This is a genomic window from Microbulbifer sp. S227A (assembly GCF_049800935.1).
In genome coordinates, this window is sequence record NZ_JBNAFZ010000001.1 from 587,673 (window position 1) to 613,181 (window position 25,509).

The 25,509-nt window shown below is 64.0% G+C and carries 26 protein-coding genes; 5 read left to right on the top strand and 21 right to left on the bottom strand.

Translation table 11 applies throughout. The annotated features are described in order from the left end of the window. Positions 1-25 precede the first annotated feature (25 nt). From ACP15R_RS02870 to ACP15R_RS02900, 7 genes are all read right to left on the bottom strand, one after another. Positions 26-1,069, bottom strand: coding sequence for a threonine aldolase family protein (locus tag ACP15R_RS02870; protein WP_424984864.1), 1,044 nt, complete (start codon positions 1,067-1,069; stop codon positions 26-28). After that, positions 1,069-1,539, bottom strand: coding sequence for a YcgN family cysteine cluster protein (locus ACP15R_RS02875; RefSeq protein WP_424984865.1), 471 nt, complete (start codon positions 1,537-1,539; stop codon positions 1,069-1,071). The genes ACP15R_RS02870 and ACP15R_RS02875 overlap by 1 nt, the downstream gene beginning before the upstream one ends. Beyond that, entirely contained in the window at positions 1,536-2,459 is a 924-nt protein-coding gene (locus ACP15R_RS02880) for a bifunctional riboflavin kinase/FAD synthetase (protein ID WP_424984866.1), read from the bottom strand. Before ACP15R_RS02880 ends, ACP15R_RS02875 begins: the two co-directional genes overlap by 4 nt. A 57-nt stretch (positions 2,460-2,516) precedes the next feature. Then, positions 2,517-2,960 (bottom strand): MaoC family dehydratase, encoded by a 444-nt coding sequence (locus ACP15R_RS02885; protein ID WP_424984867.1) that lies wholly within the window; start codon positions 2,958-2,960, stop codon positions 2,517-2,519. 123 nt (positions 2,961-3,083) lie between these two features. Next, complete coding sequence (locus ACP15R_RS02890) at positions 3,084-3,788, bottom strand: helix-turn-helix transcriptional regulator (protein WP_424984868.1); 705 nt, start codon at positions 3,786-3,788, stop codon at positions 3,084-3,086. Between the two features lie 208 nt (positions 3,789-3,996). Further along, positions 3,997-4,872 (bottom strand): TIGR01459 family HAD-type hydrolase, encoded by an 876-nt coding sequence (locus ACP15R_RS02895; RefSeq protein ID WP_424984869.1) that lies wholly within the window; start codon positions 4,870-4,872, stop codon positions 3,997-3,999. 154 nt (positions 4,873-5,026) lie between these two features. Next, a complete protein-coding gene (locus tag ACP15R_RS02900; protein WP_424984870.1) occupies positions 5,027-5,317 on the bottom strand; it encodes a DUF2218 domain-containing protein in 291 nt (96 codons plus the stop codon). A 93-nt stretch (positions 5,318-5,410) separates the two neighbouring features. On the opposite strand from ACP15R_RS02900, the gene ACP15R_RS02905 reads away from it, so the two are divergent. Then, a complete protein-coding gene (locus tag ACP15R_RS02905; RefSeq protein ID WP_424984871.1) occupies positions 5,411-6,304 on the top strand; it encodes a LysR family transcriptional regulator in 894 nt (297 codons plus the stop codon). A gap of 61 nt (positions 6,305-6,365) precedes the next feature. On the opposite strand, the gene ACP15R_RS02910 is transcribed toward ACP15R_RS02905, so the two are convergent. From ACP15R_RS02910 to ACP15R_RS02920, 3 genes are all read right to left on the bottom strand, one after another. Next, complete coding sequence (locus ACP15R_RS02910; RefSeq protein WP_424984872.1) at positions 6,366-7,379, bottom strand: zinc-binding alcohol dehydrogenase family protein; 1,014 nt, start codon at positions 7,377-7,379, stop codon at positions 6,366-6,368. A gap of 84 nt (positions 7,380-7,463) precedes the next feature. Next, entirely contained in the window at positions 7,464-8,129 is a 666-nt protein-coding gene (gene nfsB, locus ACP15R_RS02915; protein WP_424984873.1) for an oxygen-insensitive NAD(P)H nitroreductase, read from the bottom strand. 98 nt (positions 8,130-8,227) lie between these two features. Further along, a complete protein-coding gene (locus tag ACP15R_RS02920; protein ID WP_424984874.1) occupies positions 8,228-8,440 on the bottom strand; it encodes a hypothetical protein in 213 nt (70 codons plus the stop codon). A 105-nt stretch (positions 8,441-8,545) separates the two neighbouring features. Here ACP15R_RS02920 and ACP15R_RS02925 point away from each other — a divergent pair, with 105 nt between their 5' ends. After that, positions 8,546-9,451 carry a LysR family transcriptional regulator gene (locus ACP15R_RS02925; RefSeq protein WP_424984875.1) on the top strand — a complete coding sequence of 302 codons (906 nt, stop codon included), beginning with the start codon at positions 8,546-8,548 and terminating at the stop codon, positions 9,449-9,451. Here the strand turns inward: ACP15R_RS02925 and ACP15R_RS02930 are convergent, their stop codons facing one another. From ACP15R_RS02930 to miaB, 7 genes are all read right to left on the bottom strand, one after another. After that, positions 9,452-10,138: an ABC transporter ATP-binding protein gene (locus tag ACP15R_RS02930; protein ID WP_424984876.1), complete on the bottom strand. Its 687-nt coding sequence runs from the start codon at positions 10,136-10,138 to the stop codon at positions 9,452-9,454. It abuts the gene before it with no gap. Further along, positions 10,135-10,884: an ABC transporter ATP-binding protein gene (locus tag ACP15R_RS02935; protein ID WP_424984877.1), complete on the bottom strand. Its 750-nt coding sequence runs from the start codon at positions 10,882-10,884 to the stop codon at positions 10,135-10,137. Before ACP15R_RS02935 ends, ACP15R_RS02930 begins: the two co-directional genes overlap by 4 nt. Beyond that, positions 10,877-11,860 (bottom strand): branched-chain amino acid ABC transporter permease, encoded by a 984-nt coding sequence (locus ACP15R_RS02940; RefSeq protein WP_424984878.1) that lies wholly within the window; start codon positions 11,858-11,860, stop codon positions 10,877-10,879. Before ACP15R_RS02940 ends, ACP15R_RS02935 begins: the two co-directional genes overlap by 8 nt. Continuing rightward, positions 11,857-12,777, bottom strand: coding sequence for a branched-chain amino acid ABC transporter permease (locus ACP15R_RS02945; RefSeq protein WP_424984879.1), 921 nt, complete (start codon positions 12,775-12,777; stop codon positions 11,857-11,859). Before ACP15R_RS02945 ends, ACP15R_RS02940 begins: the two co-directional genes overlap by 4 nt. Positions 12,778-12,831: 54 nt before the next feature. Continuing rightward, the gene (locus tag ACP15R_RS02950; RefSeq protein WP_424984880.1) at positions 12,832-13,962 is read right to left on the bottom strand and encodes an ABC transporter substrate-binding protein; all 1,131 of its coding nucleotides are present in this window, start codon (positions 13,960-13,962) and stop codon (positions 12,832-12,834) included. Positions 13,963-14,135: 173 nt separating this feature from the next. Further along, positions 14,136-15,143: a PhoH family protein gene (locus ACP15R_RS02955; protein WP_424984881.1), complete on the bottom strand. Its 1,008-nt coding sequence runs from the start codon at positions 15,141-15,143 to the stop codon at positions 14,136-14,138. A 143-nt stretch (positions 15,144-15,286) separates the two neighbouring features. Continuing rightward, a complete protein-coding gene (gene miaB, locus ACP15R_RS02960) occupies positions 15,287-16,606 on the bottom strand; it encodes a tRNA (N6-isopentenyl adenosine(37)-C2)-methylthiotransferase MiaB (protein WP_424984882.1) in 1,320 nt (439 codons plus the stop codon). A 124-nt stretch (positions 16,607-16,730) separates the two neighbouring features. Here miaB and ACP15R_RS02965 point away from each other — a divergent pair, with 124 nt between their 5' ends. After that, positions 16,731-17,600 (top strand): hypothetical protein, encoded by an 870-nt coding sequence (locus ACP15R_RS02965; protein ID WP_424984883.1) that lies wholly within the window; start codon positions 16,731-16,733, stop codon positions 17,598-17,600. A 48-nt stretch (positions 17,601-17,648) separates the two neighbouring features. On the opposite strand, the gene ACP15R_RS02970 is transcribed toward ACP15R_RS02965, so the two are convergent. The 3 genes from ACP15R_RS02970 to ACP15R_RS02980 are packed head-to-tail and all read right to left on the bottom strand — an operon-like array spanning position 17,649 to position 20,850. Further along, a complete protein-coding gene (locus ACP15R_RS02970; protein WP_424984884.1) occupies positions 17,649-18,461 on the bottom strand; it encodes a phytanoyl-CoA dioxygenase family protein in 813 nt (270 codons plus the stop codon). A 44-nt stretch (positions 18,462-18,505) separates the two neighbouring features. Beyond that, the gene (locus ACP15R_RS02975; RefSeq protein WP_424984885.1) at positions 18,506-19,657 is read right to left on the bottom strand and encodes an amidohydrolase; all 1,152 of its coding nucleotides are present in this window, start codon (positions 19,655-19,657) and stop codon (positions 18,506-18,508) included. Further along, positions 19,654-20,850, bottom strand: coding sequence for a diaminopropionate ammonia-lyase (locus tag ACP15R_RS02980; RefSeq protein ID WP_424984886.1), 1,197 nt, complete (start codon positions 20,848-20,850; stop codon positions 19,654-19,656). Before ACP15R_RS02980 ends, ACP15R_RS02975 begins: the two co-directional genes overlap by 4 nt. Before the next feature lie 117 nt (positions 20,851-20,967). Here ACP15R_RS02980 and ACP15R_RS02985 point away from each other — a divergent pair, with 117 nt between their 5' ends. Beyond that, positions 20,968-21,429 (top strand): Lrp/AsnC family transcriptional regulator, encoded by a 462-nt coding sequence (locus ACP15R_RS02985; RefSeq protein WP_424984887.1) that lies wholly within the window; start codon positions 20,968-20,970, stop codon positions 21,427-21,429. A 12-nt stretch (positions 21,430-21,441) separates the two neighbouring features. Here ACP15R_RS02985 and ACP15R_RS02990 read toward each other — a convergent pair whose 3' ends face one another. Then, positions 21,442-21,903, bottom strand: coding sequence for an Lrp/AsnC family transcriptional regulator (locus ACP15R_RS02990; RefSeq protein ID WP_424984888.1), 462 nt, complete (start codon positions 21,901-21,903; stop codon positions 21,442-21,444). A 135-nt stretch (positions 21,904-22,038) separates the two neighbouring features. On the opposite strand from ACP15R_RS02990, the gene ACP15R_RS02995 reads away from it, so the two are divergent. Beyond that, positions 22,039-25,452: an indolepyruvate ferredoxin oxidoreductase family protein gene (locus ACP15R_RS02995; protein ID WP_424984889.1), complete on the top strand. Its 3,414-nt coding sequence runs from the start codon at positions 22,039-22,041 to the stop codon at positions 25,450-25,452. Positions 25,453-25,509: the final 57 nt, after the last annotated feature.

Below are 25,509 nucleotides of genomic sequence, written 5' to 3' on the forward strand. Positions count from 1 at the left end.
TGTACCGGACGAAACCCGAAACGCCTCAGCCGTGCAGGACTGCCAGGAACCGGTCGATCTGTGCGTTGCTGATCGACCAGTCGCATACCAGCCGCGCGGTCAGCAATTCATCCGGGTCCGCGCCGTCCAGCGTGCCGTCCCACAGGTGATACACCGCCCCCGCCTCATGCAGGCGGCGATGGGCGGCACGTGGCAGGGCGGCAAAGATCATGTTGGCGTCGGGCGGATGGACAAACTCGGCCCCCGCGTTGCGCAATCCCTCGGCCAGCCGCGCACAGGCCGCGTTTGCCGATCGCGCAGAGCTCAGCCAGAGATCATCCGCCAGATAGGCCGCCATCTGCGCCGCCAGATAGCGACCCTTGGAAAACAGGTGCCCGCCGCGCTTGCGGCGCAGTTCGAATTCCCACGCCTTGTCCGGGTCAAAGAAAATCACCGCCTCGACCCCCAGCAGCCCGTTCTTGGTGCCGCCAAAGGAGAGCGCATCGACCCCGGCGCGCCAGGACATGTCAGCCGCCGAGCAGCTCAGCCGAACCAGCGCATTGGCAAAACGCGCCCCGTCCAGGTGGCACGGCAACTCATGGTCCCGCGCCACGGCCGTCAGGGCGCGCAGTTCGTCAAGCGTATAGACCGCCCCCCGCTCGGTCACCTGGGTGATTGACACCGGCCCGCGTTGCGGCCCATGCACGCCACGGGTGTTTTCCCTGGCAATCGTCGCCGCCAGCGCTTTGGGCGTCATCTTGTCGTCCCCCGGGACCAGCGTCAGCTTGGCACCGCCGGTAAAGAACTCGGGCGCGTTGCATTCATCCTCGTGAATATGCGCCACCGGGGAACAGAACACCGTTTCAAACGGCTGGCACAATGTCGCCAATGCCAGCGCATTTGCCGCCGTCCCCGTGGCCACGAGATAAACGGCCGCCTCGGGGGCCTCGAAAATCTCGCGAATGCGGCGCTGCACCTGTTTGGTCAGCGGGTCGTCGCCATAGCCCATCGCATAGCCGTCATTCGCCGCCCCAAGCGCGGCCAGTACCTGTGGATGGACCGGGCCCGAATTGTCGGATGCAAAGAACATCAGATGGGCTCCTCGATGATGTGATCTTCCCAGTCGTCCTCGGGGATCTCGAACTCGGGCAGGGTCCATCCCTGCACCGATACACCCGCGTCATGTACCGATTGCGCACGGCCCGAGATCAGCGGGTGCCAGTCAAACAGCGGCTTGCCCTCCCATAACAGCCGATAGGCGCAGGTCTGCGGCATCCAGTAGGCGTGGCTGTCGAGATTGTCGGGCCTGAGCACGATGCATTCCGGCACGAATTGGTGCCGGATGTCATATTGGGCACATCGACAGGTGGCATCGTCAAGCAAGCGGCACGCCACACGGGTCAGCGCCACCTCGCCGCTCTCTTCGTCTTCCAGCTTGTTCAGACAGCATTTGCCGCAGCCATCGCACAGTGCTTCCCATTCCTGCTGGTTCAGCTTCTGCAACGGTTTGCGTTCCCAGAAACGCGGGGCAAGTCCGGCGCGGTCGATCGGGTCGCTCATATGGCGGCCAGGATATCGCGGGCACGGGCGCTGTCGGCATGCATCTGCGCCACCAGCCCGTCCACGTTGTCGAACTTCTGCTCGGGACGCAGGTAATCGACCAGCCCGACAGACAGGGTCGCACCATACAGATCGCCGGTGAAATCAAACAGGTAGGTTTCGATATTGGGCCGGTTCCTGCCAAACATCGGCCGCACCCCGAGCGATGCAACGCCGTGATAGCTCCCGGCATGTGGGCCGTCGACCACGTCCACCAGCACCGCGTAGACGCCAAAGGCCGGGGGGTGGATGCCGCTGATCGACATGTTGGCGGTCGGGAAACCCAGAACCCTGCCGCGCTGTTCGCCGCTGATCACCTCGCCTTCGATACGGTGCCAATGCCCGAGCATCGCCGCCGCATCGCGCGGGCGTCCTTCACCAAGCGCGGTCCGGATGGCGGTGGACGAAACGGTCCGGTCGCCGTTTTCCAGCAGCGGCGCGATGGTCACGCCAAACCCCATCTCGGCCCCGTGGCGCACGAGATCGGCGGCGGTCCCCGCCCGGCCCCGGCCAAAACAGAAATCGCTGCCGACGACCACATGTCGCAGGCCAAAACCCTCGTGGATCACGCTGCGCGAAAAGGCCTCGGGGCTGAGCGCGGCGAGCGACGCGTTGAACGCCAGCTCATACAGCCGTTCCACGCCCAGCTTGGCCAGCCGGCTGGTGCGCGCCTCGCGCCCCATGAGCCGGAATGGCGGTGCGTCGGGGGCAAAGAACTCTCTGGGGTGCGGTTCGAATGTCAGCACGCCCAAGGGCGCATCGGGAGCGGCCCGGCGGGCAATGTCGATCACCGTCTGGTGGCCCAGATGGACACCGTCGAAATTGCCGATCGCGACGCTTGCGCCGCGATCCTCTGGCTGGACAAACTGATAGTCTCGCACGATCCGCATTTGCGTTGCGTAGCGGGCAACGCGCCCGCGCGCAAGTGCGTCGGTGGCCTAGTCGAACTTGCGGCTGGGGGCCAGCACCATCGCTTCGCCGATCAGAACCTTCTTGCCGTCCACCGAACAGTGGCAGTCAAGCTTGACCCGGCGCTTGCCCATGTCGATATCGACCACCTTGACCTCGGCATAAACCATGTCGCCCGGACGCACCGGCGCGAGGAACTTGAGCGTCTGCCCCATGTATACCGTGCCATGGCCGGGCAATTGCTCGCCGATCACCGCCGAAATCAGGCCAGCAGTCAGCATCCCATGCGCGATGCGGCCCTCGAATATGGTGTCCTGCGCATAGTCATCATCCAGATGCACCGGGTTCCGGTCGGTCGAAACCTGCGCGAACATCTCGATGTCTTCGTCGGTCACCACCTTACGCAGGTGGCGCGACATGCCCATTTCGATATCTTCGATACAGATCGTGCCACGGGGCATATTGTCCAACATGGTATCCTCATTCATCATCGGCGCAGTAATATTTGATCTACATTCGATCTCGGTCTGCAACTTTATTACTTTGCAGTCGCAGAAAATCAAGTGATTCTGTGAATTTTCCCCAATTGGCCCGCCCTAACCCGCAGCCGCGTCGCCGGTTTGCGCCTCTTCTGCCTCGTATTGTTCGCGCCACAGCCGGCGCAGCACATCGCCTTCGCCCCTGAAATCGGTGCCCGTCAGGGTGCATTCCCAGATCCGGTCCGCGCGAAAATGCCGGAACGTGGCCCGTGTCTCGCACCAGGCCGCCAGCATCACGCAATTCAGGTGATAAATCAGAACCAGCGGCCGGACGACACGGCGGGTCTCGTTCTGCTTTTCGTCACGATAGAGCAATTCCAGCTTGCGCTCTTCGCGGATCGCGCTGCGCAACATCGCCTTTGACACGCAGTCCGGCGCGCTGTCATCCGAGGGCGCGCCCCAGGGCACGATCTCGAGCCAGTCCGCCGGGCCATGCAGCGCGTCGATCTTGCCACAGACCCGCTGTGCCGCCCTTTGCAGCGCGCTATCGCCGGTGCGGGCCAGCATCGCCAGGGCAACGCGCAGGGCTTCGATCTCGTCCGTGTCGAAATTCAGCGGCGGCAGATCATAGCCCCGGCGCATGAGATATCCCATGCCGGCCTCGCCCTCGATCGGCGTGCGCATACCCTGCAAGGCGGCAATGTCGCGATAGATCGTGCGCACCGACACTTCCAGTTCGCCCGACAGCTCCGCAGCGGTGACCGGCCCCTCGGCGGCGCGCAGGATCTGGATGATTTCAAACAAGCGGCTGGAACGGGGCATGGTGACGGCATTTCCTCGGGAAACCTGCTGACACTATATCAGCCCCCGCTGACAGCATGTGTCAGCAGAGATCGGCGATGATGGGCCCATGTTGATTGCAACGGGGGACATCACATGAACAGCTTTGATGAAATGACACTGATACGGCTGCAACTGGGCCGCTGGGATCCGTATGACAGTATGCGGCGCAGCGGGCGCGACATGCGCCCTATCGCAGGAAACCGATCGCATAGGATGGCGCCATCTGCTGATCCTGCAAATACCGTTCCAACGCGGCCGGGTCGGGTTGGCCGCTGGTTCTGGTTTCTCTGGCGGCCAGCCCTCCGGTGATGAAGAGCGAGTCTATGTCCTCGCCCGATGCGCCCAGGATATCTGTGTGGATGCCGTCACCGATGGCCAGGATCGACGAATCGGGCACCATCCGGTCGATTTCGGCCAGACGACGGCGGGCAAGGTCATAGATCGGCGGGTGAGGTTTGCCGAAATACAGGCTTTCGCCCCCCATCTCGGTATAAAGCCGTGCCAGCGCACCGGCGCACCATTCGCGCACTTCGCCGCGATCCACCACGATATCCGGGTTCGCACAGAGCAGTTTCATGCCCTTTTGCTTGGCATAGAGGAACTGGGGCCGGTTCACCTCGGGATCCGCAAGCGCATCAAATGGCCCGCAACAGACGATCCCTTCGGCCTCTTCCAGCGGCACCCGGGTGATGTTCACCGGGTTTTGAACCACGCCGATCGGCTCGAAAAAGCCCGCGTCGCGTTCTTCCTCGCCCATGAACCAGACCTTTTCGCCGACCGTACCGCGATACATCGCCGAGCGCGCGCTGTCGCCGGACGAGGCGATGCTGTCCCAGGCGTCATCGGGCACGCCGAATGTCACGAGCTGTTCCCGTACACCCGCCCGCGGTTTCGGCGAATTGGTGACCAGCACCACCGTGCCGCCATTTTCGCGATAGGCCCGCAGCGCCGCAACGGCGTCGGGAAAGGCCCGCACCCCGTCATGAACACAGCCCCACAGGTCTACGAACAGGGCCTGGTATCGGTCGGAAACATCGCTGAGCGCGGAAATGATCTGGGTCATGGCATCCTCTTGGCTTTCGCCCGAAGGTGGCCCCCCGCCGCGCCGACCGCAAGCCGGAAACGGCTTGGACACGGCTCGCGCGCCGCAACTGTTGCGGTGCGGCAGGCAGTGCGACAACCGGCTGCCTGCCGCAATCGTGCGAATGCTGGCCCTGTCAGGCCGGCGCGCTCTGTTCCCAGGTGAATGTCGGGGCCTCGCGAAAGGCAAAGCGCGTCAGGTGGTCGCCAATGACGCGCTCCAGCCGGGGCAGGTCTTCCTGTGTGCCCTCGACGATCATGGTCAGCACCGCGTCATCCGCCGCCAGCCGGCATTCACCGAATGGCAGTTCGATACGTCCGGCATTGGCGTCGAATTCGGCAGGCACCTTGTGGCCGAAATGCTTGCAAAGCTGTTGCAGATAGACACTGGCGCGATTGGTGGGAATTGTGGTTGTGCTGATCGGCATACCGTTCTCCTGTGCTAGAACCAGCAGATAGACATGCGATCATCTTTCGACTAGCAAGACGTAGGCGAAAGCATTTTTCCAGAAAGTCGAAAGATGATCGACGATTACCGCAGCCTTGCCGTCTTTGTGGCCGTCGCAGATGCGGGCAGCCTGAGCGCGGCGGGACGGCGATTGCGCCTGTCGACTTCGGTGGTCAGCCATCACCTGTCCCGGCTTGAGGCCAAGCAAGGCGTCACCCTGTTCTTTCGCTCGACCCGGTCCATGTCGCTGACGCCGGAAGGCCACGCGGCGCTGGAACCGGCGCGCCGGATGGTCGCCGCCGGGGAACAGGCGCTGGACGCCATCAGCGCGGGCACCGAAGAGCCCGTGGGAGCCCTGCGCATCACCATGCCTGCTTTTGGCGACCAGAACCGCCTGCACCAGACGCTGTGGAAATTCGCCCGCCAACACCCGTTGGTGGCGATTTCACTGAGCAGCAGCGATGTCACCGCCGATCTTGTGAAAGAGGGGTTCGATCTCGCGATCCGCCTGGGCACCCTGGCCAGCAGCAGCCTCAAGAGCCGTCGCATCGCCAGTTTCGAGCGCCTGCTGGTGGCCTCGCCCGACCTAGTTGCCAACCACCCCCCCCTCACCCGGCCCGAAGACCTGATGGATTGCGACTTTATCGCGGTGTCACAGATCCGCACCGGGTTCACGCTCGAAAAGCGCGGCGAAGCCCTGACACTTGAGCCGGAGAACACCCGCATCGAGGTCAACACCGTGGCCTCGGCGAAATCCGCTGTGCTCGCCGGGCTGGGCATTTGGCACCTGCCCGCAAGCGAAATTCAGCATGACCTGCAAAGCGGCGCCCTGGTCCGGGTTCTGCCCGACTGGAACCTGCCGTCACTTGGCATCTACGCGGTCTGGCCCGACATCGGACCGCAAAAGGCGCTGACCCGGCGGCTGATCGACTTTTTTGTCGCGCACCGCTCGGAACTCACGATCTGAACGGTGCGGCTGCGCCCAGTTGCAACCCCGCGCCACGAGGCAGGGTTGCACCAAGGCAGGATCAGAAACCTTCGAGGACGATCTTGCCCCTGGCCTTGCCGCTCTCGATCAGCGCATGGGCCTTTTTCAGGTTCTCGGCATTGATCGTGCCATAGGTCTCGGTCAGCGTCGAACGGACCTTGCCCGCGTCGATCAACCCGGCAACGGTATCGAGAATGTCGCCCTGCCGGTCGATATCCGGCGTGGTGAACAGCGACCGCGTGAACATCAGTTCCCAATGGATCGACACGGCCTTGCCCTTGAGCGGCGCGATGTCGAAACCGACCGGATCGTCAATCAACCCGAACCGCCCCTGCGGCGCGATGAATTCGGCGATCTGTGTCACATAGGTTTCGGAGTGGTTTGTCGAAAAGACAAAGGCCGGCGCACCGATGTTCAGGGCCGCGATCTGCTCGGGCAGCGGCTGCGAGTGATCGACGACGTGATGCGCGCCAAGCTCCCTGACCCATTCCCGTGTTTCCGGGCGTGACGCGGTGGCGATGATGGTCAGGTCGGTCTGTGCGCGCAGCAGCTGGATCGCGATCGAGCCGACACCGCCCGCGCCGCCGATGATGACGATGGCATTGGCCGCGCCCGGCACCGGATCATTTACCTTGAGACGGTCGAAAATCATTTCCTGCGCCGTCAGGGTCGTCAGCGGCAGGGCCGCGGCGGCGGCCGTTTCGATGGTCTGCGGCACGTGCCCGACGATGCGCGAATCCACCAGGTGATACTCGGAATTGGTGCCCGGGCGGTTGATGGCGCCGGCATACCAGACCCGGTCGCCGGTCTTGAACCGCGCCACCTCGTCACCGGTTTCGACCACCTCTCCAACCGCGTCCCAACCGAGGATCGCCGGGGTTTCCGCTTCGGCGGGGCGGTTGCTGCGCACCTTGGTGTCAACGGGGTTGACCGATACGGCCTCGACCCGCACCAGAATGTCATACCCGCTTGCGCGCGGTTTCTCGATCTCAAGATCGATCAGGGCGTCGGGGCGATCGATTGCGCCGTTTTTGGTATAGCCGATGGCTTTCATGGGGAACTCCGGTTCTGATAATCGTTGGCCCGCCAGCCCGCAACACATGGCCGGGGCTGGCGGTAGTTTGCATCACACCAAGGGTCAGACGCGGGTGATGATCTCGGCCTCGGTCAGGCGCGATTTCGGCAGGGCGGCGTTGTAGTCGGCCTGCGGGTCCGCATAGCCGATCGGAACCACGAAAAGGCTGGCATAGCCCTGATCCCGCAGACCGAACTCGGCGTCCAGAACGGCTGTGTCGATCCCTTCCATCGGTGTTGCGTCGATGCCGAGGGTCGCCACCCCCAGCAGGAACTGCCCAAGGTTCAGATAGACCTGATGCGCCATCCAGCTCGGGCCATCGCCGATCTGGCTCTGGTGAATATCCACAAACATCGAACGGCCGTTGTGCATCGCCGGTTTGAACTCGTCGGGGTTGCCGGCGAAACGGCCATCCGCCTCTTCCTGGTCAAGCACCTTGCGCAGATAGGTTTCGTCGGCCTCGACACGGCTGGCAAAGACGATCACATGCGATGCGTTCTTGATCGAATCGACGTTGAACGGGAATTTCTCGGCAGCCGCCTTGGCCACCCGCGCCTTGCCCTCTTCGGTTTCGGCAATCACGAAATGCCAGGGTTGCAGGTTGGTCGAAGACGGGCTGAAGCGCAGCAGGTCGCGCACGCGGGCCATGTCGCCGTCGGAAATACGCCGGGGCAGATATGCCTTGGCAGTGTGACGTTTGCGGGCAAAGTCGGTGATATGGATGGTCATTTTTCGTATCCTTCTGTGACGGGCTGAACGCCCGTGCCCATCGGGTAGACGGGTCGGTTTGCATGAGGTGAAATTCGAATGGCTGCCGTGCAGCCCGACTAGGGCCTGCCAAACACGCCGCGCAGCCAGTTGGACAAGTCCGTCGCCATCATCGCGGACCCGGTGTTCCGGATGCGCAAAAGATCATGCGCAAGCGCCGGGTTGCGTTCCAGGGCCGCTGGTCCGCCGTGATGTGACGCCGCTCCGCGAGCTGCCACGCCACTCTCGCTGGTCCCGGTCAGGGCGGCGGGGGGGATCGAATAGGTCTGCATCGGCTTGGCTCCGGTGATTGTCTCGGCGTGTGAGCTGGATATACAAATCGCCGAATGCCGGATAAACATCCGCCAAACGAATTGATAATCCGGAAAACGCGTATAATGCTGATCGACAACATCCGGCTGTTTCTCGTCATCGCCGAAAAGGGCAGCATGGTGGCCGCGGGGCGAGAGCTTGGCCTGTCCGCGACCACGGTGTCCGAGCGGCTTGCCGCGCTCGAAGCGCATTACGGGGTCGTGCTGTTCAATCGCACCACCCGTTCGCTCAGCCTGACCGAAGAGGGCCGCACCCTGCTTGGCGGGGCCAAGGTCGTGCTGGGGGAGATCGACGATCTCGAAACCCGCATCCGGCTCGGGGCGCAAACCCTCTCGGGTTCGATCCGTGTCAGCGCCCCGATCGATCTGGGCCGCAGCTTTGTCACCGGCGTGATCTCGTCCTTCACCCGCGCGCATCCGGCGATATCGATCGAGCTTTTCCTGTCGGATGGCTATGTCGACATCGTCGGCCAGGGATTTGACCTTGCGCTGCGCTTTGGCCGGATCACCGACAGCACGCTGCGGGTTCGAAACCTGGGACAGTTTCGCCGGATCGTCTGCGCGGCCCCGTCTTACATCGCGGCGCATGGCGCGCCCGAAACGCCCGCCGACCTAGCGCATCACAACTGCCTGCTGATGCGCTTTGGCGCAAATCTGGACAATGTCTGGCGCTTTGGTGCGGGCGAAAACCGGCAAACCGTGACAGTGCGCGGCAACATGATCGCGAATGATGGCTCGCTGGTGCGGCAATGGGCGCTCGAGGCGCATGGCATCATCCTGAAATCCGAAAGCGATGTCACCCATGACCTGCAAACCGGCCGGCTGGTGGCTTTGCTCGAAGACCATGCCGCACCGCCCAACCCGCTCCAGATGATGTTCCCGCCGGGGCGGGCGCAGCCGCGCCGCGTGCGTGCGCTGGCCGATGCCTTTGGCACTGCGATGAAGGCCGTTCCCCATTGTCACGCGGGCTGACTAGACGCCAACGAACCTGCCGGTCACCTCTGGTGTCAGCCGGTCGATGCCCCCCGACCACACGGTTTTGCCGCGTTCGAGGATCACCGCCCGATCCGACACGTAGGCAATCTCGCGCACCGATTTGTCGATCAGGAGGATCGACATGTCATGCTCGGCCTTGAGCCGGGAGATCGCCTGCCAGATCTGTTCGCGGATGATCGGGGCCAGCCCCTCGGTCGCCTCGTCAAGCACCAGCAGGCGCGGATTGGTCATCAGGGCGCGGCCGATCGCCAGCATCTGTTGCTCGCCACCCGACAAGGACGCGGCCCGCTGTTGCCGCCGCTCATGCAGCCGGGGGAACAACCGGGTCACCTGATCCAGGTTCCAGGGGCCGGGCCGCGCCGCGGCGAGCAGGTTTTCAACCACGGTCAGGTCGCGGAAACAGCGCCGCCCCTCTGGCACCAGCCCGATACCCAGCCGCGCCGCCTTGTGGCTGGGCAGCCGGTGCAGATCGACGCCATCAAACCGCAGCCCACCGCTCGACGCCATCATCCGGCAAATCGCACGCACCGTGGTGCTCTTGCCCACGCCATTGCGCCCCATCAGCGCCACGACCTCGCCCTGAGCGACGGTCAGATCGACCCCGAAAAGCGCCTGCGCCGCCCCGTAGGACGCGGTCAAGCCGGACACCTCCAACAGGGTCATGAGCCGCTCCCCAGATAGGCGTCGCGCACCTGGGGATTGGCGCGGATCTCGTCGACCGTGCCAGTGGCGATGACCTGCCCATAGACCAGCACGCTGATCCGGTCGGCCAGCGCAAACACCGCGTCCATGTCATGCTCGACCAGCAGGATCGGAGCCTCGTCGCGCAACCCGTCAAGGAACCCGGTAAGCGATTTCGACCCCTCCGCGCCAAGACCCGCCATCGGTTCATCCATGACAAACGCCCGCGGCGCGAGGGTCAGCGCCACCGCCACTTCGAGTTGGCGGCGTTGGCCATGGCTCAGGTCGGAACAGCGGGTGCCGCGCAACGCCAGCAGCCCGACACGGTCCAGCGCCGCCTCGGCGCGATCCCGCAACTGCGCATCGGCAAGCGCCGGACACCAGAACCGCCAGGGCCGCCCCCGCGCGCCAAGCGCGCCCAGCAGCGCGTTTTGCAACACCGTGTCCTCCATCACCAGCGCGCTGATCTGAAAGGTCCGCGCCAGCCCCAGTCGCGCCCGCGCGACCGTATCCAGCCGCGTGACATCTTGCCCGGCGAACCGTACGGCCCCGCTATCGGGTTTCAACGCGCCGCAAATCTGGTTGATCAGGGTCGATTTGCCCGCGCCGTTCGGCCCGATGATCGCGTGAATCTCGCCCGGCCGCAGGTCGAGCGAGACCGCGTCGCTTGCCACCATCGCGCCGAAACGCCGGGTCAGGCCAATGGTTTCCAGCACCGGCTCAGTCATGTGCAGCCGCCCGCCCGGACAACATGCCGATGATCCCGCCACGGGCAAACAGCACGATCAGCAACAGGATAACGCCCAGCCACACGTGCCAGAAATCCGTCAACCCGCCAAGCAGATGCTCAAGCAACACGAACACCACCGCCCCCACCACCGGTCCGCAGAGCCGGGCAACACCTCCGAGGATGATCAGCACGATCAATTCCCCCGACATCTGCCAGCTGAACATGGTCGGGCTGACGAAACGGTAGAGATCGGCAAACAGCGCCCCCGCCAGACCTGTGATCGCTCCTGACAGCACAAATGCCGCCAGCTTGAGCCGCGTCGGGTCGAGCCCCACCGTCTGAACCCGCATCGGGGCCTGCCGCGCCGCATTCAGCGCGAGGCCAAAAGGCGACCGTGCAATCCGCGCATGCAGGAACAGAACAAGGCACAGGATGACATAGCAGATGACAAAGAACTGGATCGGGACCAGCGTGTTGAGGCCCGGAAACGCGTTGCGCACATAGATCGAAAGCCCGTCTTCGCCGCCATAGGCGCTCCAGGAGATCGCGAAATAATAGAACATCTGACCAAAGGCGAGCGTGATCATGATGAAATAGACACCGCTGGTCCGCAGGCTGAGCAGACCGATCACCAGCGCCGCCAGCCCCGAAACACAAAGCGCCACCAGCCAGATCACCGGCATGGATTTGGTGCCCGCGATGCTGAACGGGCCGAGTTCGAGCGGTGCATAGGTCTGGGCATGGAATGCCAGCACCCCCATGACATAGCCGCCAAGGCCAAAAAACGCCGCGTGGCCCAGGCTGACCAATCCGCCGATGCCAAGTGCGATGTTCAGCCCCGCCGCGGCCAGCGCGAGGATCGCCACGCGCGTCGCAAGCGTGATGGTAAAGGGCTGATCCGCCAGCATCGCCCAAAGCGCAACCGCCAGCAGCCCCGCCAGCAAACCGATACTCAGATGGCGTTCGCGGATCATGCGGGCGCCCCGAACAGGCCGGTGGGCCGCCAGATCAGCACGAGGCTCATGAGGATGTAGATCGACATCGAGGCCAGCGACGCCCCCGCCGATTGCGCGGTGGCCGGATCGGTGAAGAGCTTGAACAGTTCAGGCAGGAAGATCCCCCCCAGCGTATCGGTCAGCCCGACCAGCAACGCTCCCAGAAACGCCCCCTTGAGCGACCCGATCCCGCCGATGACAATAACGACAAAGGCGAGGATCAGCACGGGTTCGCCCATGCCCACCTGCACCGACTGGATCGCGCCCACCAGCGCCCCGGCCAGCCCCGCAAGGGCCGCGCCAAGAGCAAAGACCAGCGTGTAGAGCCGGGATATGTCGACTCCCAGGGCGGCGATCATCTCGCGGTCATTCTCGCCGGCGCGGATGCGAATGCCCATGCGCGTGCGCTCGATCAGGACCCACAGCAATCCGCCCACCGCCAGACCGGCAACAATCAGGGCGAGGCGATATTTCGGATAGGCGATGCCTCCCGGCAGCGTGACCGGTCCGGCCAGGTAAGACGGGATCTCAAGGAACAGCGGAAAGGAGCCGAAAACCCAGCGGGTCCCCTCGGAAAAGACCAGGATCAGCGCAAATGTCGCCAGCACCTGATCGAGGTGGTCGGACGCATATAGCCGCCGGATCACCGCAACCTCGATGATCGCACCCGCCGCCGCCGCCGCGACCAACGCCGCGATCAGCGCCAGCACGAAAGACCCCGTGGCCCCGGCCACCGCCGCCGCCGCAAAGGCCCCGACCATGTAAAGCGAGCCATGGGCGAGGTTGATCAGGCCCATGACACCAAAGATCAGCGTCAGCCCGGCCGCCATCAGGAACAGCATGACGCCGGATTGCAGGCCGTTCAGGACCTGCTCGATAATCAGGATCAGAGACACGCGGCCCTCCGGCGGTGGTGGCCCGGACCGCGATGGCCCGGGCGGCCCGCTTGCTTACATCTTGCACTCGGAGGCATAGGCGTCGGCGTGGTCCGCAAGTGCGATACCGATGATCTTGTTGGTATAAACGTCACCCTCCCTGATCACCTCGCGGGCATAGATCGTCTGGATCGGATGATGGTTCGGTCCAAACCGGAACGCGCCGCGCGTACTATCAAACTCGGCAGCTTCAAGGGCCGCCTGGAATGCCGCCTTGTCCGCAGGCGCGGCCTTGTCGAGGGCCGAGAACAGCAGGTTCGCGGTGTCAAAACCCTGGCTCGCATACAACGATGGCAGACGCCCGTACTCGGCCTCGAAGCTCTCGACAAAGGCGCGGTTGGTCGGGTTGTCGATATCCTTGGACCATTGCGAGGTGTTCACAACACCCATCGCCGCCTCGCCAACCGCTTGCAGGATGCCCTGATCAAAGCTGAAGGCCGGGCCGACCACGGGCAGGTTGACCCCGGAATCCGCATATTGCTTGAGAAACGAGATGCCCATGCCGCCGGGCAGGAAGAAGAACACGCTATCCGCGCCCGAGGCCCGGATCTGCGCGATTTCCGCCGCATAGTCGGTCTGTCCCAGTTCCGTGTACAGTTCGCCCGCCAACGCGCCGCCAAAGGTCCGCTTGTAGCCGGTCAGCGCGTCCTTGCCCGCCGGATAGTTCGGCGCGAGGATGAAGCTGTTCTTGTAGCCGGCCTCGCCCGCATAGGCCCCCGCCGCCTCGTGCAGGTTGTCGTTCTGCCATGCCACGTTGAAATAGAGCGGGCTGCATCCCGCCCCGGCCAGCTGGGACGGGCCGGCATTGGGCGACAGGTAGAACACGCCCTGCGCCGTGGCCGACGGCACCACAGCCATCGCGAGGTTGGACCAGATGATGCCGGTCATCACGTCGACCCGCTCGGACTGGATCATCTTGTCCGACAGCTGCACCGCCACGTCGGGTTTGCGCTGGTCGTCTTCGATGATCAGCTCGACATCGTCACGCCCGGATTGCTTGAGCGCCAGCAGGAAACCGTCGCGCACATCAAGGCCAAGCCCGGCCCCACCCCCGGAAAGCGTGGTGATCATCCCGACCTTGACCTCGGACATCGCCCCGGTCGCCATCAGCGCCGCCGCGGCGGTCGCAAGCATCAGTTTCTTCATACCGTTCCACTCCCTGATCGTATTTTTGTGGAACTACACATCCTTCAAACCGGCGGAACCGTCAATTCCCGCGCGTGTCGAATGCGCCAATTATCCGGTGTTCCCGGACGCTTAAGTGGTGACTGTTCCCGCATTTGGAACAATCGCGCCGGTTTGGACGCCCGGGCGACAGATCAGCTATCGGCCTCATAAGCCTCGATGATCGCGGCAACCAGCGGGTGGCGGACGACATCCTTGGAGGTGAAATAGTTGAAGCTGATCTTGGGGATCGACTTGAGCAACCGTTCCGCATCGGCAAGTCCCGAAGGCACACCGCGCGGCAAATCCACCTGGCTGCGGTCGCCGGTGATGACCATGCGGCTGCCTTCGCCAAGCCGGGTCAGGAACATCTTCATCTGCATCGCCGTGGCGTTCTGCGCCTCGTCCAGCACCACGAATGCGTTCGACAGCGTGCGGCCCCGCATGAAGGCCAACGGCGCGATCTCGATACGCTTGTCCTCGATCAGCTTGGCCAGCTGCTTGCCCGGCAGAAAATCGTTCAGCGCATCATAGAGCGGCTGCATATAGGGGTCGACCTTGTCCTTCATGTCGCCGGGCAGATAGCCCAGCTTTTCCCCCGCCTCGACGGCCGGGCGCGACAGGATGATGCGGTCGACCTGGCCGCCGATGAACATCGACACGCCCACCGCAACCGCCAGATAGGTCTTGCCGGTTCCCGCCGGACCGATTCCAAAGGCCAGTTCGTTTTCAAACAGCGACTGGACATAGGCTTTCTGCGCCTCTGTGCGCGGCTCGACCAGTTTCTTGCGGGTCTTGATTTCGACCTTGCCACCCCGGAACATCTCGAGCTGGTCGCCGTCACGGGTGCCGGTATCCTTGTCGGAACCGCCCATTCGCAGCTCGCGGTCAATGTCGCCGGTTTCCACGTCGCGCCCGCTCTCGAGCCGGCCATAAAGCGACCTCAGCACATCCGAGGCCTGCTGCTGGCTGTCGGCGTCGCCAAGGATCGACAGCTGGTTGCCCCGGCGCACGATCTGCACCCCTGTCTTGGCTTCGATGTCGACAAGGTTGCGGTCATGTTCCCCGCACAGGTCGATCAGGAGACGGTTGTCCGGAAATTCGATCAACACCTCGGCAGGTGTCGCATCGGTTGATGGCGGGGTCAGGGCACTTGTGGCCAATCAGCTCTCCTCGTTTGCCGCTCTGGCTCTTTCCCCCGACCGTGCCAAGTTCCGTGCGCCCATGCAAGCGATAGCAGGCGTTTTTCATGCAAATGTAACATCCGGACGGCGGAACGCCCCGGAACGCGGCAGAGGCCGGTCGCTCAGACCAGTTCGCCGCCCAGCGAATTGGTGCCCGAAGCGGTGATCCGCACCCTGCGCAGATCGCCGACCCCGATCCCGGTGCCCTCGACATGAACCGCGTGCAGGTATTCGGACTTGCCCCCCATCTGTCCCGCCTGCCGGCCGGGTTTCTCGAAAAGCACGCTGACCTCTTTGCCGACCATGCTGTCCTGCACCGCCCGCTGTTGCCGGGTGATCAGCGCCTGAAGCCGTTGCAGGCGCTCGGATTTCACGTCCTCGTCCACCTGCGCACGCTCTGCCGCCGGCGTGCCGGGGCGGGTCGAATACTTGAAAGAATAGGCATAGCCGTAATTGACCTCCTGAACCAGGTCCATCGTGGCCTGGAAATCCTCTTCGGTCTCTTCCGGAAAGCCGACGATGAAATCGCCCGACATCAGGATATCGGGCCGCGCCGCGCGGATACGCTCGATCAGGCGCAGATAGCTTTCGGCGGTGTGGCTGCGGTTCATCCGTTTCAGGATCTTGTCGCTGCCCGATTGCACCGGAAGGTGCAGATACGGCATCAGCTTGGAACAGGCGCCATGCGCCTCGATCAAATCGTCGCCCATGTCGTTCGGGTGGCTGGTGGTAAAGCGGATACGTTCCAGCCCGTCGATCTTGTCCAGCGCCCAGATCAGCTGGGCCAGCGTCATGTCGCCATCGGCCCCCGCCCCGTGATAGGCGTTGACGTTCTGCCCCAGAAGCGTGATCTCGCGCACGCCGCGCTCGACCAGATCGCGCGCCTCGCTCAGGATGCGATCCGCCGGGCGGCTGACCTCGGCCCCGCGGGTATAGGGCACCACGCAAAAGGCACAGAACTTGTCACAGCCTTCCTGCACGGTCAGAAACGCGGTCGGGCCACGCTTGGCCTTGGGCCGGTTCTTCAGTTTCTCGAACTTGTCCTCTTCGGGGAAATCCGTGTCGAGCGCCTTTGCCCCGGTGCGGGTCCTGGCTTCCATCTCGGGCAGACGGTGATAGCTCTGCGGCCCCACCACCAGGTCAACCAGCGGCTGGCGGCGCATGATCTCTTCGCCCTCGGCCTGCGCGACACATCCCGCCACGCCGATCTTGAGCTCCGGCTTGTCCGCCTTAAGCCCCTTGAACCGGCCCAGCTCCGAATACACCTTTTCCGCCGCCTTTTCGCGGATATGGCAGGTGTTGAGCAGGATCATGTCGGCATCATCCGCCGATTTCGTCTCGACATAGCCCTGCCCGCCCAGGGCCTCGGCCATGCGCTCGCTGTCATAGACATTCATCTGGCAGCCATAGGTCTTGATGAACAGTTTCTTGGGAGCCGTCATGCGTCCAGCCTTTCGGGGTTCGATCAGCGGCCTGCATTAGACCGTTTGCCGCCGCCTTGCAATGCACCCGGAATTAATCGATTTTGCGGCAATCTTCCAGCCGCGCCACCGGGAAACCGCCAACATGTCACACTCTTCTCTGGATGCGTTTCTCGCCAACAGCCGGGATGTCCTGGCCAAGGGGCCGGTCGCGCTGATCTTTGCCGAGGACGATACCGAACTAGCCAGCACCCTGACCCACCACCTTGACCAGGGGTTTCGCGAGGTCGTCGCGCTGATGCCCGGGGGGTTTTCGCTGCCTGCCGATCTTGGAACTCGGGTCCACCGGATCAATGTCGAATTCACCTCGGCGGGGGTCGTGTTTGACGCGATCAACCGGATCATCGCCGCCGCCGCGCCGGGCACATGGTTCTATTACGGCTACAACGCCGAATACCTGTTCTACCCGTTCTGTGAATCCCGCAGCGTCGGGGAGTTGCTGGCCTTTCACGCGGAAGAGCGCCGGGACGCCATGCTGACCTATGTGGTCGATCTGTATGCCGAGGATCTTGCCCGCAACCCCGACGCGGTTTCGCGCGATCAGGCCTGCCTCGACCGGCTTGGCTATTATGCGCTGGCGCGCCATGATCCGGGCAGCGGCGAGACATTGGAACGTCAGATGGATTTTCACGGCGGCTTACGCTGGCGGTTCGAGGAGCATGTCGACTGGAACAGCCGCAAGATTGACCGAATTGCCCTGTTCCGCGCGCAAAAGGGGCTGGAACTGCGCCCCGACCACACGTTCAACGAGGCCGAATACAACACCGTATCCTGCCCCTGGCATCACAACCTGACGGCGGCGGTCTGTTCGTTCCGCGCCGCCAAGGCGCTCAAGCGCAATCCCGGTTCCGCCTTTGCCATCGACAGTTTCAACTGGCGCAATTCCACCCGGTTCGAATGGCATTCGCGACAGCTGATGGATCTGGGGCTGATGGAACCCGGCCAGTGGTTCTGAGGCGTTTCACGATGTCCGGGGGCGGTGATCTGCCCCGGCGCGAACCAATCATGCCTCCTGGTCCGGCCGCGTCCAGATCACCGGGAACCAGTCCTGGCGCAGCCGTTGGCCCGGCGTCATGCCATGCCCCGGAAAGGGCGGCGAGGTCGGTCCCGGTCGTTCGACATAACGCGCATCATCCCCGATCAGCCGCAGGGAGAACGCCCGCCGCCGGGTGGCGCTGGTGTTGCCGCGCGCGCCGTGCAGGGTGCGATAGTTAAAGGCAACCGCGTCGCCGGGCTGCATGGCGAATTCCACGATCCGCATACCTTCGGCCTCGGGATCGGGCACCGGCATGTATTGCCCCTGATCGGCAAAGAACCCCTCTTCGGACACCCAACGGGTCGGCAGCACGTCCCTGGGCCACAGGTGCGATCCCGCAACACAGCGCAGCGACGCCTCGTTCACCGCATCGAGCGGCGACCAAAAGCTCACAGTCTGGCGACCCTCGACAAAGTAGTAGGGGCCATCCTGATGCCACGGTGTCGCCATCGAGGTGCCGGGCTCTTTCACCAGCACGTGATCGTGAAACACCTGCACGCTCTGCGCCCCCATCAGGTCCGCCGCAACCGGAGCTGCCTGCGAGTTGCGGATCACCTCGGCAAACTCAGGAATCCGCTCCCAGTTGCAATAGTCGTCAAAGAACAGCCCGGTATGACCCGCCTTGCGGTTCTCGGAGGCATAGGGGCCGGGGGCCGCCATATTCGACGCAATCCCCGCGCGCAGCGTTTCGACATGATCGGCAAACAGCCCCCGGATCAGCACCACGCCATCGCGCCTGTAGGTATCGATATCCTGTTGCGTCAGCATCGGGTGCGGCATGTGCGGCCTCCTCTTCGTGTCTGCCGGGAGCAGGCTGCCCGAGATCATGCACCGGGCGCAAGCCGGTCGTGCACGATCGCGACATGCAAGCGGGCACCGTGCAACAGGCTTTCATCGTTGAAATCATAGGCCAGGCTGTGCAGCGGCGGTGATTCTTCGCCGGCACCGATCAACAGGAAACACCCCGGAACATGCGCCAGAAAACGGGCAAAATCCTCGGAGGCTGTAAGCGGCGCGGCGAGTTCCGATACCTCCTGCGACACCGCGCGGGCGGCCCCGGTCGCCGCGCGCGTCAACGCGGCATCGTTGATCAGCGGCACGAACTCGCGCGTATAGCTCACATTGCAATCCAGCCCGTGCTGCGCCGCGCGCCCCGCCGCGATCCGGCGCATCTCGGCCTCGATTTTTTCGGATACCGCGGGCGCAAAGCTGCGCACATCTCCCAGAATCCGCGCGTCACCGGGCAGCACGTTGCGGGTGCCATCGGCAACCAGTTCGGTAACCGAGAGCACCGCCGTCCGCGCCGGGTCCAGCCGCCGCGCAACGATGGTCTGCAAGTCCTGAACCAGCGCACAGGCGGGCTGCATCACTTCGCGCAGCAGGTGCGGCTGCGAGGCGTGCCCGCCCTGCCCGCGCAAATGGATTTCAAAGATATCCTCGGCGGACATCATCGCCCCCGCACGGCTGCGCACATGCCCGACCGGCAGACCGGGCATATTGTGCAGCCCATAAACCTCGTCAAAGGGGAAACGCCCGATCAGGCCATCGTCGAGCATCGCCTGTGCCCCGCGCCCCCATTCTTCCGCCGGCTGGAACAGAAACCGCACGGTGCCGTCGAACCCGCCCTGCCCCGCCAGCATCTGTGCCGCACCGAGCAGCATCGCGGTATGCCCGTCATGACCGCAGGCATGCATCAGCCCGTCGCTGCGCGAGGCCCAGTCGACTCCCGATGCCTCGGTGATGCGCAGCGCATCCATATCCGCGCGCAGGGCGATGGCGCGGTTCGACTGGCCACGCCTGAGCGTACCGACCACGCCGGTACCGCCGATCCCTTCGGCCACTTCCAGCCCCATGTCGCGGAGGGTGTCCGCCACGAAGGCGGCGGTGCGGGTTTCCCGGAAACCGAATTCCGGATGCCGGTGCAAATCGCGCCGCCAATCGGTCATGCGCCGGTGCAGATCGGCCAATGCAGTCATGCCGCGCCCTCCAGCACGTCTTGCGGGCGGCGGCCGACCAGTTGCGCGTATCGTGCCGGATCGGTTGCGCCCTCGGTGTTGATGACCAGGACCCGCGCCGCCGGGCCAAGGCCGATGGCCGGTGCCAACCCGGCGCGCCCGCTGGCCACGAGCAGCCCGGCCAGCCCCGCGCCACCGCTTTCGCCACAAACCAGCGGCGGGTCGCCGTCCACCGGCTGCGCCAGCCGCCGCATCGCATCCACCGCATCGGCTTCGTCAACGGTCATGAACCCGTCGGCCACGCGTTCCAACACCCGAAAGGCCACCAGCGAGGGTTCGTAGCATTCCAGCATCGCCATGACCGTGGCTTTTCCTTCTGCAACCTTCACCACGCGACCCGCCCTGGCGCTCTGAAAGAGGCAGGCCGCGCGTGCCGGATCGACGATCGTGACATGCGGGCGGCGATCGCCCAGGATCACCGCCAGATGCCCGGCAATGGCCGCCGCGAAGCCACCGACTCCGGCCTGTAGGAACACATGGCTGGGCGGCTGATCCAGCTGCGCCAACGCCTCTTGCACGATAGCGGTATAGCCCTGCATCACAAGGGCGGGGATGCGTTCATAGCCGGGCCATGAGGTGTCCGACAAAACCGTCCACCCCTGCCGTTGCGCCACATGCGCGGCCTCGGCGACCGAATCGTCATAGTTCCCCGCAACCCGGATGATGCGCGCACCGAACCGGGCAATCGCGTCAACCCGCGCGTCGCTGACACCGGCATGGACAAAGACCACCGCATTGGCCCCGATCAACCGCGCCCCCTGCGCAACCGACCGCCCGTGATTTCCGTCAGTCGCGCAGGCAAAGGTCAGCCCCGCAGCAAGAGATCGGATCTCCGGCGACATGAGATCTTGTACCGTAACCTCGCGCCCCCATTGCCGCGCGGCATGGTCCTGCACGAGCCGCAGCAGGGCATAAGCGCCGCCAAGAGCCTTGAAACTGCCCAGACCCAGCCGCTGCCCCTCGTCCTTGACATGCAGCGCCCCCAGGCCCAGCTCGGCGGCCAGCCCGGGCAAGGCGTGCATCGGGGTCGCCTCGTTATGGTCGCGCATAGCCAGCATCCCCATGACATCCGCCGCGCCCTCGGCGCTCAGCATCCTTGCATCGCGCGGGTCCAACGGCGTGCGGTAGGCCGGCATTTCATTCTTCAGATACATCGCTGTCTTCTCCGCCATTTGGCCAAGGTATATTGCAGCAGCGGTGAAAATGGGGCTGGATTTTCGCCCCTTTCATGCAAGTTTGTTTCACCGCCCCCCCAAGTACCGATTGCCCCGATGACCCCGCTTGATTCCTTTGACCTCGCCATCCTGCGCCTTTTGCAGCGCGACAACATGATGACCCAGCGAGAAATCGGCCGGTCGGTCAACCTGTCCGCCCCCTCGGTCCAGCGGCGGATCCGGCGCATGGAGGCCGAAGGGGTGATCACCGCCAATGTCGCGCGCGTCGATCCCGATGCCGTCGGGCTGAGCCTGACGATCTTTGTCGAGGTCGAACTGGTCAGCGAAACGCCCGTTGACATAGACGCCGCGAAATCCCGGTTTCGCGATGCCCCCGAAGTGCAGCAATGCCACTATGTCACCGGCGACACCGATTTCATCCTGATCCTCGTGGTCGAGAGCATGGCAGCTTATGAGAGCTTTACCCGGCGCATGTTCTTTCAGGGCGGGAACGTTCGCAAATTCCGGACCTTCGTGTCGATGGACCGGGTCAAGACCGGCGTTGCGCTGAACATCTAGGGCGGCAGGCGCTCAGCGCGTCACCGGCCCGTTGCGCTTGATCGTGCGCAGCACCACGTTGGTCTGCGCGCTCGCCACCGCAGGCTGGCGAAACAGGAATTCTTCGAGGAACCGGTTGAACGCGTCAAGGTCGCGGCACAGCACCCGCAGGTGATAATCGCTCTGCCCGGTGGTGGCGTAACATTCCTGGACCTCTGCCCGGTTCTGCACTGCCGAAATGAACGCCCCGGTGCCCTCGCGATCATGCCGGGTCAGTTGCACATGCACGATGGCCTCGAACCGCAACCCCATGCGCGCGGGGTTCACCGTTGCCCCGTAGCGTTCGATCACCCCCGCCTCTTCCAGCACACGCACCCGCCGCCAGAGGGCCGAGGCCGACATGCCCACGGCTTCGGCCATCTCGGCATTGGAGAGTCGGCAATCCTTCTGCAACAGCGTCAGAATGCGCTGATCCCGGTCATCAACCTGCGTCATTTCGAGAAACCCTCTCAGAAAACGCCGCATTTTCGGCAAACCAAACCAGAAACACAAGATTCCCCCGGCCACTCTGGCAGGATTTTTCGCCCCTGATGCGCTATCATGCGGCACCAAAGACCGCAGGAGGCTGCCGTGACCCACCCAAACCCGAATCTCGCCACCTATCAGCTGGATGATCGCTATGCCCTGACCCGGGGGCGCGTGTTCCTGACCGGGACACAGGCGCTGGCGCGGATCATGCTGGACCAGGCGCGGCGCGACAAGGCGGCAGGCAGGAACACCGCGGGTTTCATCTCGGGCTATCGTGGCTCACCGCTCGGGGCGCTGGACCTGGAGCTCTGGCGTGCCAAGCAGCGCATGGCAGAGGCCAGGATCGCCTTCATGCCAGCGGTCAATGAAGACCTGGGGGCCACCGCCGTCCTGGGGGCGCAACAGGCCAGCCTTGACCCCCATTGCGAGGTCGAGGGCGTGTTTTCCATGTGGTACGGCAAGGGGCCGGGGGTCGATCGCTCGGGCGATGCGTTGAAACACGGCAATGCCTATGGGTCGGCACCCGGGGGCGGCGTTCTGGTCGTGGCGGGTGACGATCACGGGTGCGTGTCCTCTTCGATGCCGCATCAATCGGACGTGGCCTTCATGGCGTGGTTCATGCCCACACTGAACCCGGCCTCGGTCGAGGAATATCTCGAATACGGCGAATACGGCATTGCCCTGTCGCGGTTCAGCGGCACCTGGGTCGGGTTCAAGGCGGTCTCGGAAACCGTTGAATCCGCCCGCTCGGTCGAGCTGCGCCCGGACCGGTCCTTTGTTCAGCCGGATTTCACCGGGCCGCCGGGCGGGCTGCATGTACGCCGCGCCGACCTGCCCAGCCCCGAGATCGAGACCCGCATCGGCCACAAGCTGAAGGCGGTAGAGGCCTTTGTCGAGGCCAACCCGATCGACCGCGCCATCTATGGCCTGCCGGACGCGACATTCGGTTTCGTCAGCACCGGCAAGGGGCATCTCGACCTGATGGAGGCGCTGCGCCTGCTGGGTCTGGACGAGACCGCCTGCCGCCGTCTGGGCATCGATATCTACAAGGTCGGCATGGTCTGGCCGCTGGCGCATCGCGACGCGTTGAACTTTGTCTCGGGCAAACGCGAAGTGCTGGTGGTCGAGGAGAAACGCGGCATCATCGAGAGCCAGTTCAAGGAACATTTCTATGACTGGCCCGGCGCAAAACCCGAGCGCATGGTCGGCAAGTATGACAGCCAGATGAACCCGCTGATCCCGTGGACCGGCGAGCTGTCGCCGCTGTTGCTGGCCCCCATCGTCGCGGCGCGGCTAGACCGGTTCTTTCCCGATGAAAACCTGCCCGCCAAGGCCAGGACGCTGACCGATACGCCGCCGGTGCTGTTGAACGTGCCCGGCGCGACCCGCACGCCCTATTTCTGTTCCGGCTGTCCGCACAATACCAGCACCAAGGTGCCCGAAGGATCAACCGCCGCCAGCGGCATCGGCTGTCACGTCATGGCCAGCTGGATGGATCGCGACACGGTGGGCTATGCCCAGATGGGCGGCGAAGGCGTGCCCTGGACCGTCGCCAGCAAATTCAACGGCGGCAAGCATATTTTCCAGAACCTGGGTGAAGGCACGTGGTATCACTCGGGCAGCCTGGCTATCCGTCAGGCCGTCGCCGCCAAGACCAACATCACCTACAAGATCCTCTATAACGACGCGGTGGCGATGACCGGCGGGCAACCGGTGGACGGCCCCGTTTCCGTGACCGGCATCGCCCAGACCTGCCGCGCCGAAGGGGTTCAGCGCATCGCGCTGGTCAGTGATGATATCGACAAGTTCAACCGCGCCGATTTCCCGGCGGGCACGAGTTTTCACGATCGTGCAGAGCTCGACATCGTGCAGCGGGAACTGCGCGACATTCCCGGTGTCACCACGATCATCTATGAACAGACCTGCGCCACCGAGAAACGCCGCCGCCGCAAGCGCGGCACGATGGACGACCCGCCGACCTTCGCCTGGATCAACGATCTGGTTTGCGAAGGCTGTGGCGATTGTTCGGTCGAGAGCAACTGCCTGTCGGTCGAGCCGCGCGAAACGCCGTTGGGCCGCAAGCGCAAGATCAACCTGAATTCCTGCAACAAGGATTTTTCCTGCCTGAACGGCTTCTGCCCCAGCTTTGTCACCGTTACCGGCGCGACACGACGCAAGCCACAGGCCGCCGACCTGGATGTCGCGGAGCTGGCCCGCGATTTGCCTGCCCCCGCGCTTCCCTCGCTGAAACAGCCGTTCGACCTGCTGGTCACCGGGGTCGGCGGAACCGGCGTCGTGACGGTAGGGGCGCTGATCACAATGGCCGCACATCTTGAGGGGCGCGGCTCGTCGGTGCTGGATTTTACCGGGTTCGCGCAGAAATTCGGAACCGTCTTGTCCTATATCCGCCTGGCCGAACGCCCGGACGCAGTGAACCAGGTGCGCATTGACGAGCGTGCGGCGGATGCAGTCATCGGAGGCGATATCGTCGTCAGTTCCGCGCCCAAGGCATCGCTGCACTATGGGCCGAAAACGCGCATGGTGCTGAACCGGGCCGACATGCCCACGGGCGACCTGGTGCTGCATCGCGACGCCTCGCTGCGCACCGATGAGCGCGAGCGCCTGATTGCCGCGACCATCGGCGAGGAGAACCTGTTTGCGTTTGACGCGAACAGCACCGCCGAACGTCTGCTCGGGGACGCGGTCTATGCCAATGTGATGCTGCTTGGATATGCGTGGCAATCGGGCCTTGTGCCGGTCAGCGATGGCAGCCTGCAACAGGCAATCCTGCTCAATGGGGTGCAGATCGAACGTAATCGCGCGGCCTTTGCCCTTGGGCGCGTACTGGCGGCAGCCCCCGGCAAGCTCGCGTCACATCTGCGGGAAGAGGCCCCGGCCGAAGAGACGCTGGAAGCGATGATCGCCCGGCGCGCGGCGTTCCTGGTCGAGTATCAGGATGAAGCCTATGCGCGGCGCTATCGCGACCAGCTGGAGGCGCTCGGCACCGCGCTGCCCGAAGACGCGCGCCGCGCCGTGGCGCGGTCGCTGTTCAAGTTCATGGCCTACAAGGACGAGTTCGAGGTTGCGCGCCTGCATACCGATGGCCGCTTCGCGGAGGAATTGAAACAGCATTTCGAGGGCGAATTCCAGGTTCGGTATCACTTTGCGCCACCGATCCTGAACCGCAAGACCGACGCGCGGGGGCGGCCGGCAAAGCAGGCATTCGGGGCGTGGATGACCCCGGCCCTGAAGGGGCTGGCGCGGATGAAGTGGCTGCGGGGGAGTCGGCTCAACCCGTTTGGCTATCACGAGGAAGCCCGGATGCATCGTGACCTGCTTGATTGGTACGAGGGTTTGCTGCCCCGTGTCGTGGCGGCATGGTCGGCGGAAACAGAAGACACCTGTTTGAAGGCCTTGTCGGCCTGCGACGAGATCCGCGGCTATGGGCCGGTGCGCCAGCAAGCCGCCAAGCGGGTCAAGCAGGAGGTGAACGAGATGATGGCCAGGCTGGCCTGAGCGGTTCACGACAGATAATGTGGTTGCGAGGTATTGCGCCGCCTTCGGCGTCGCGCC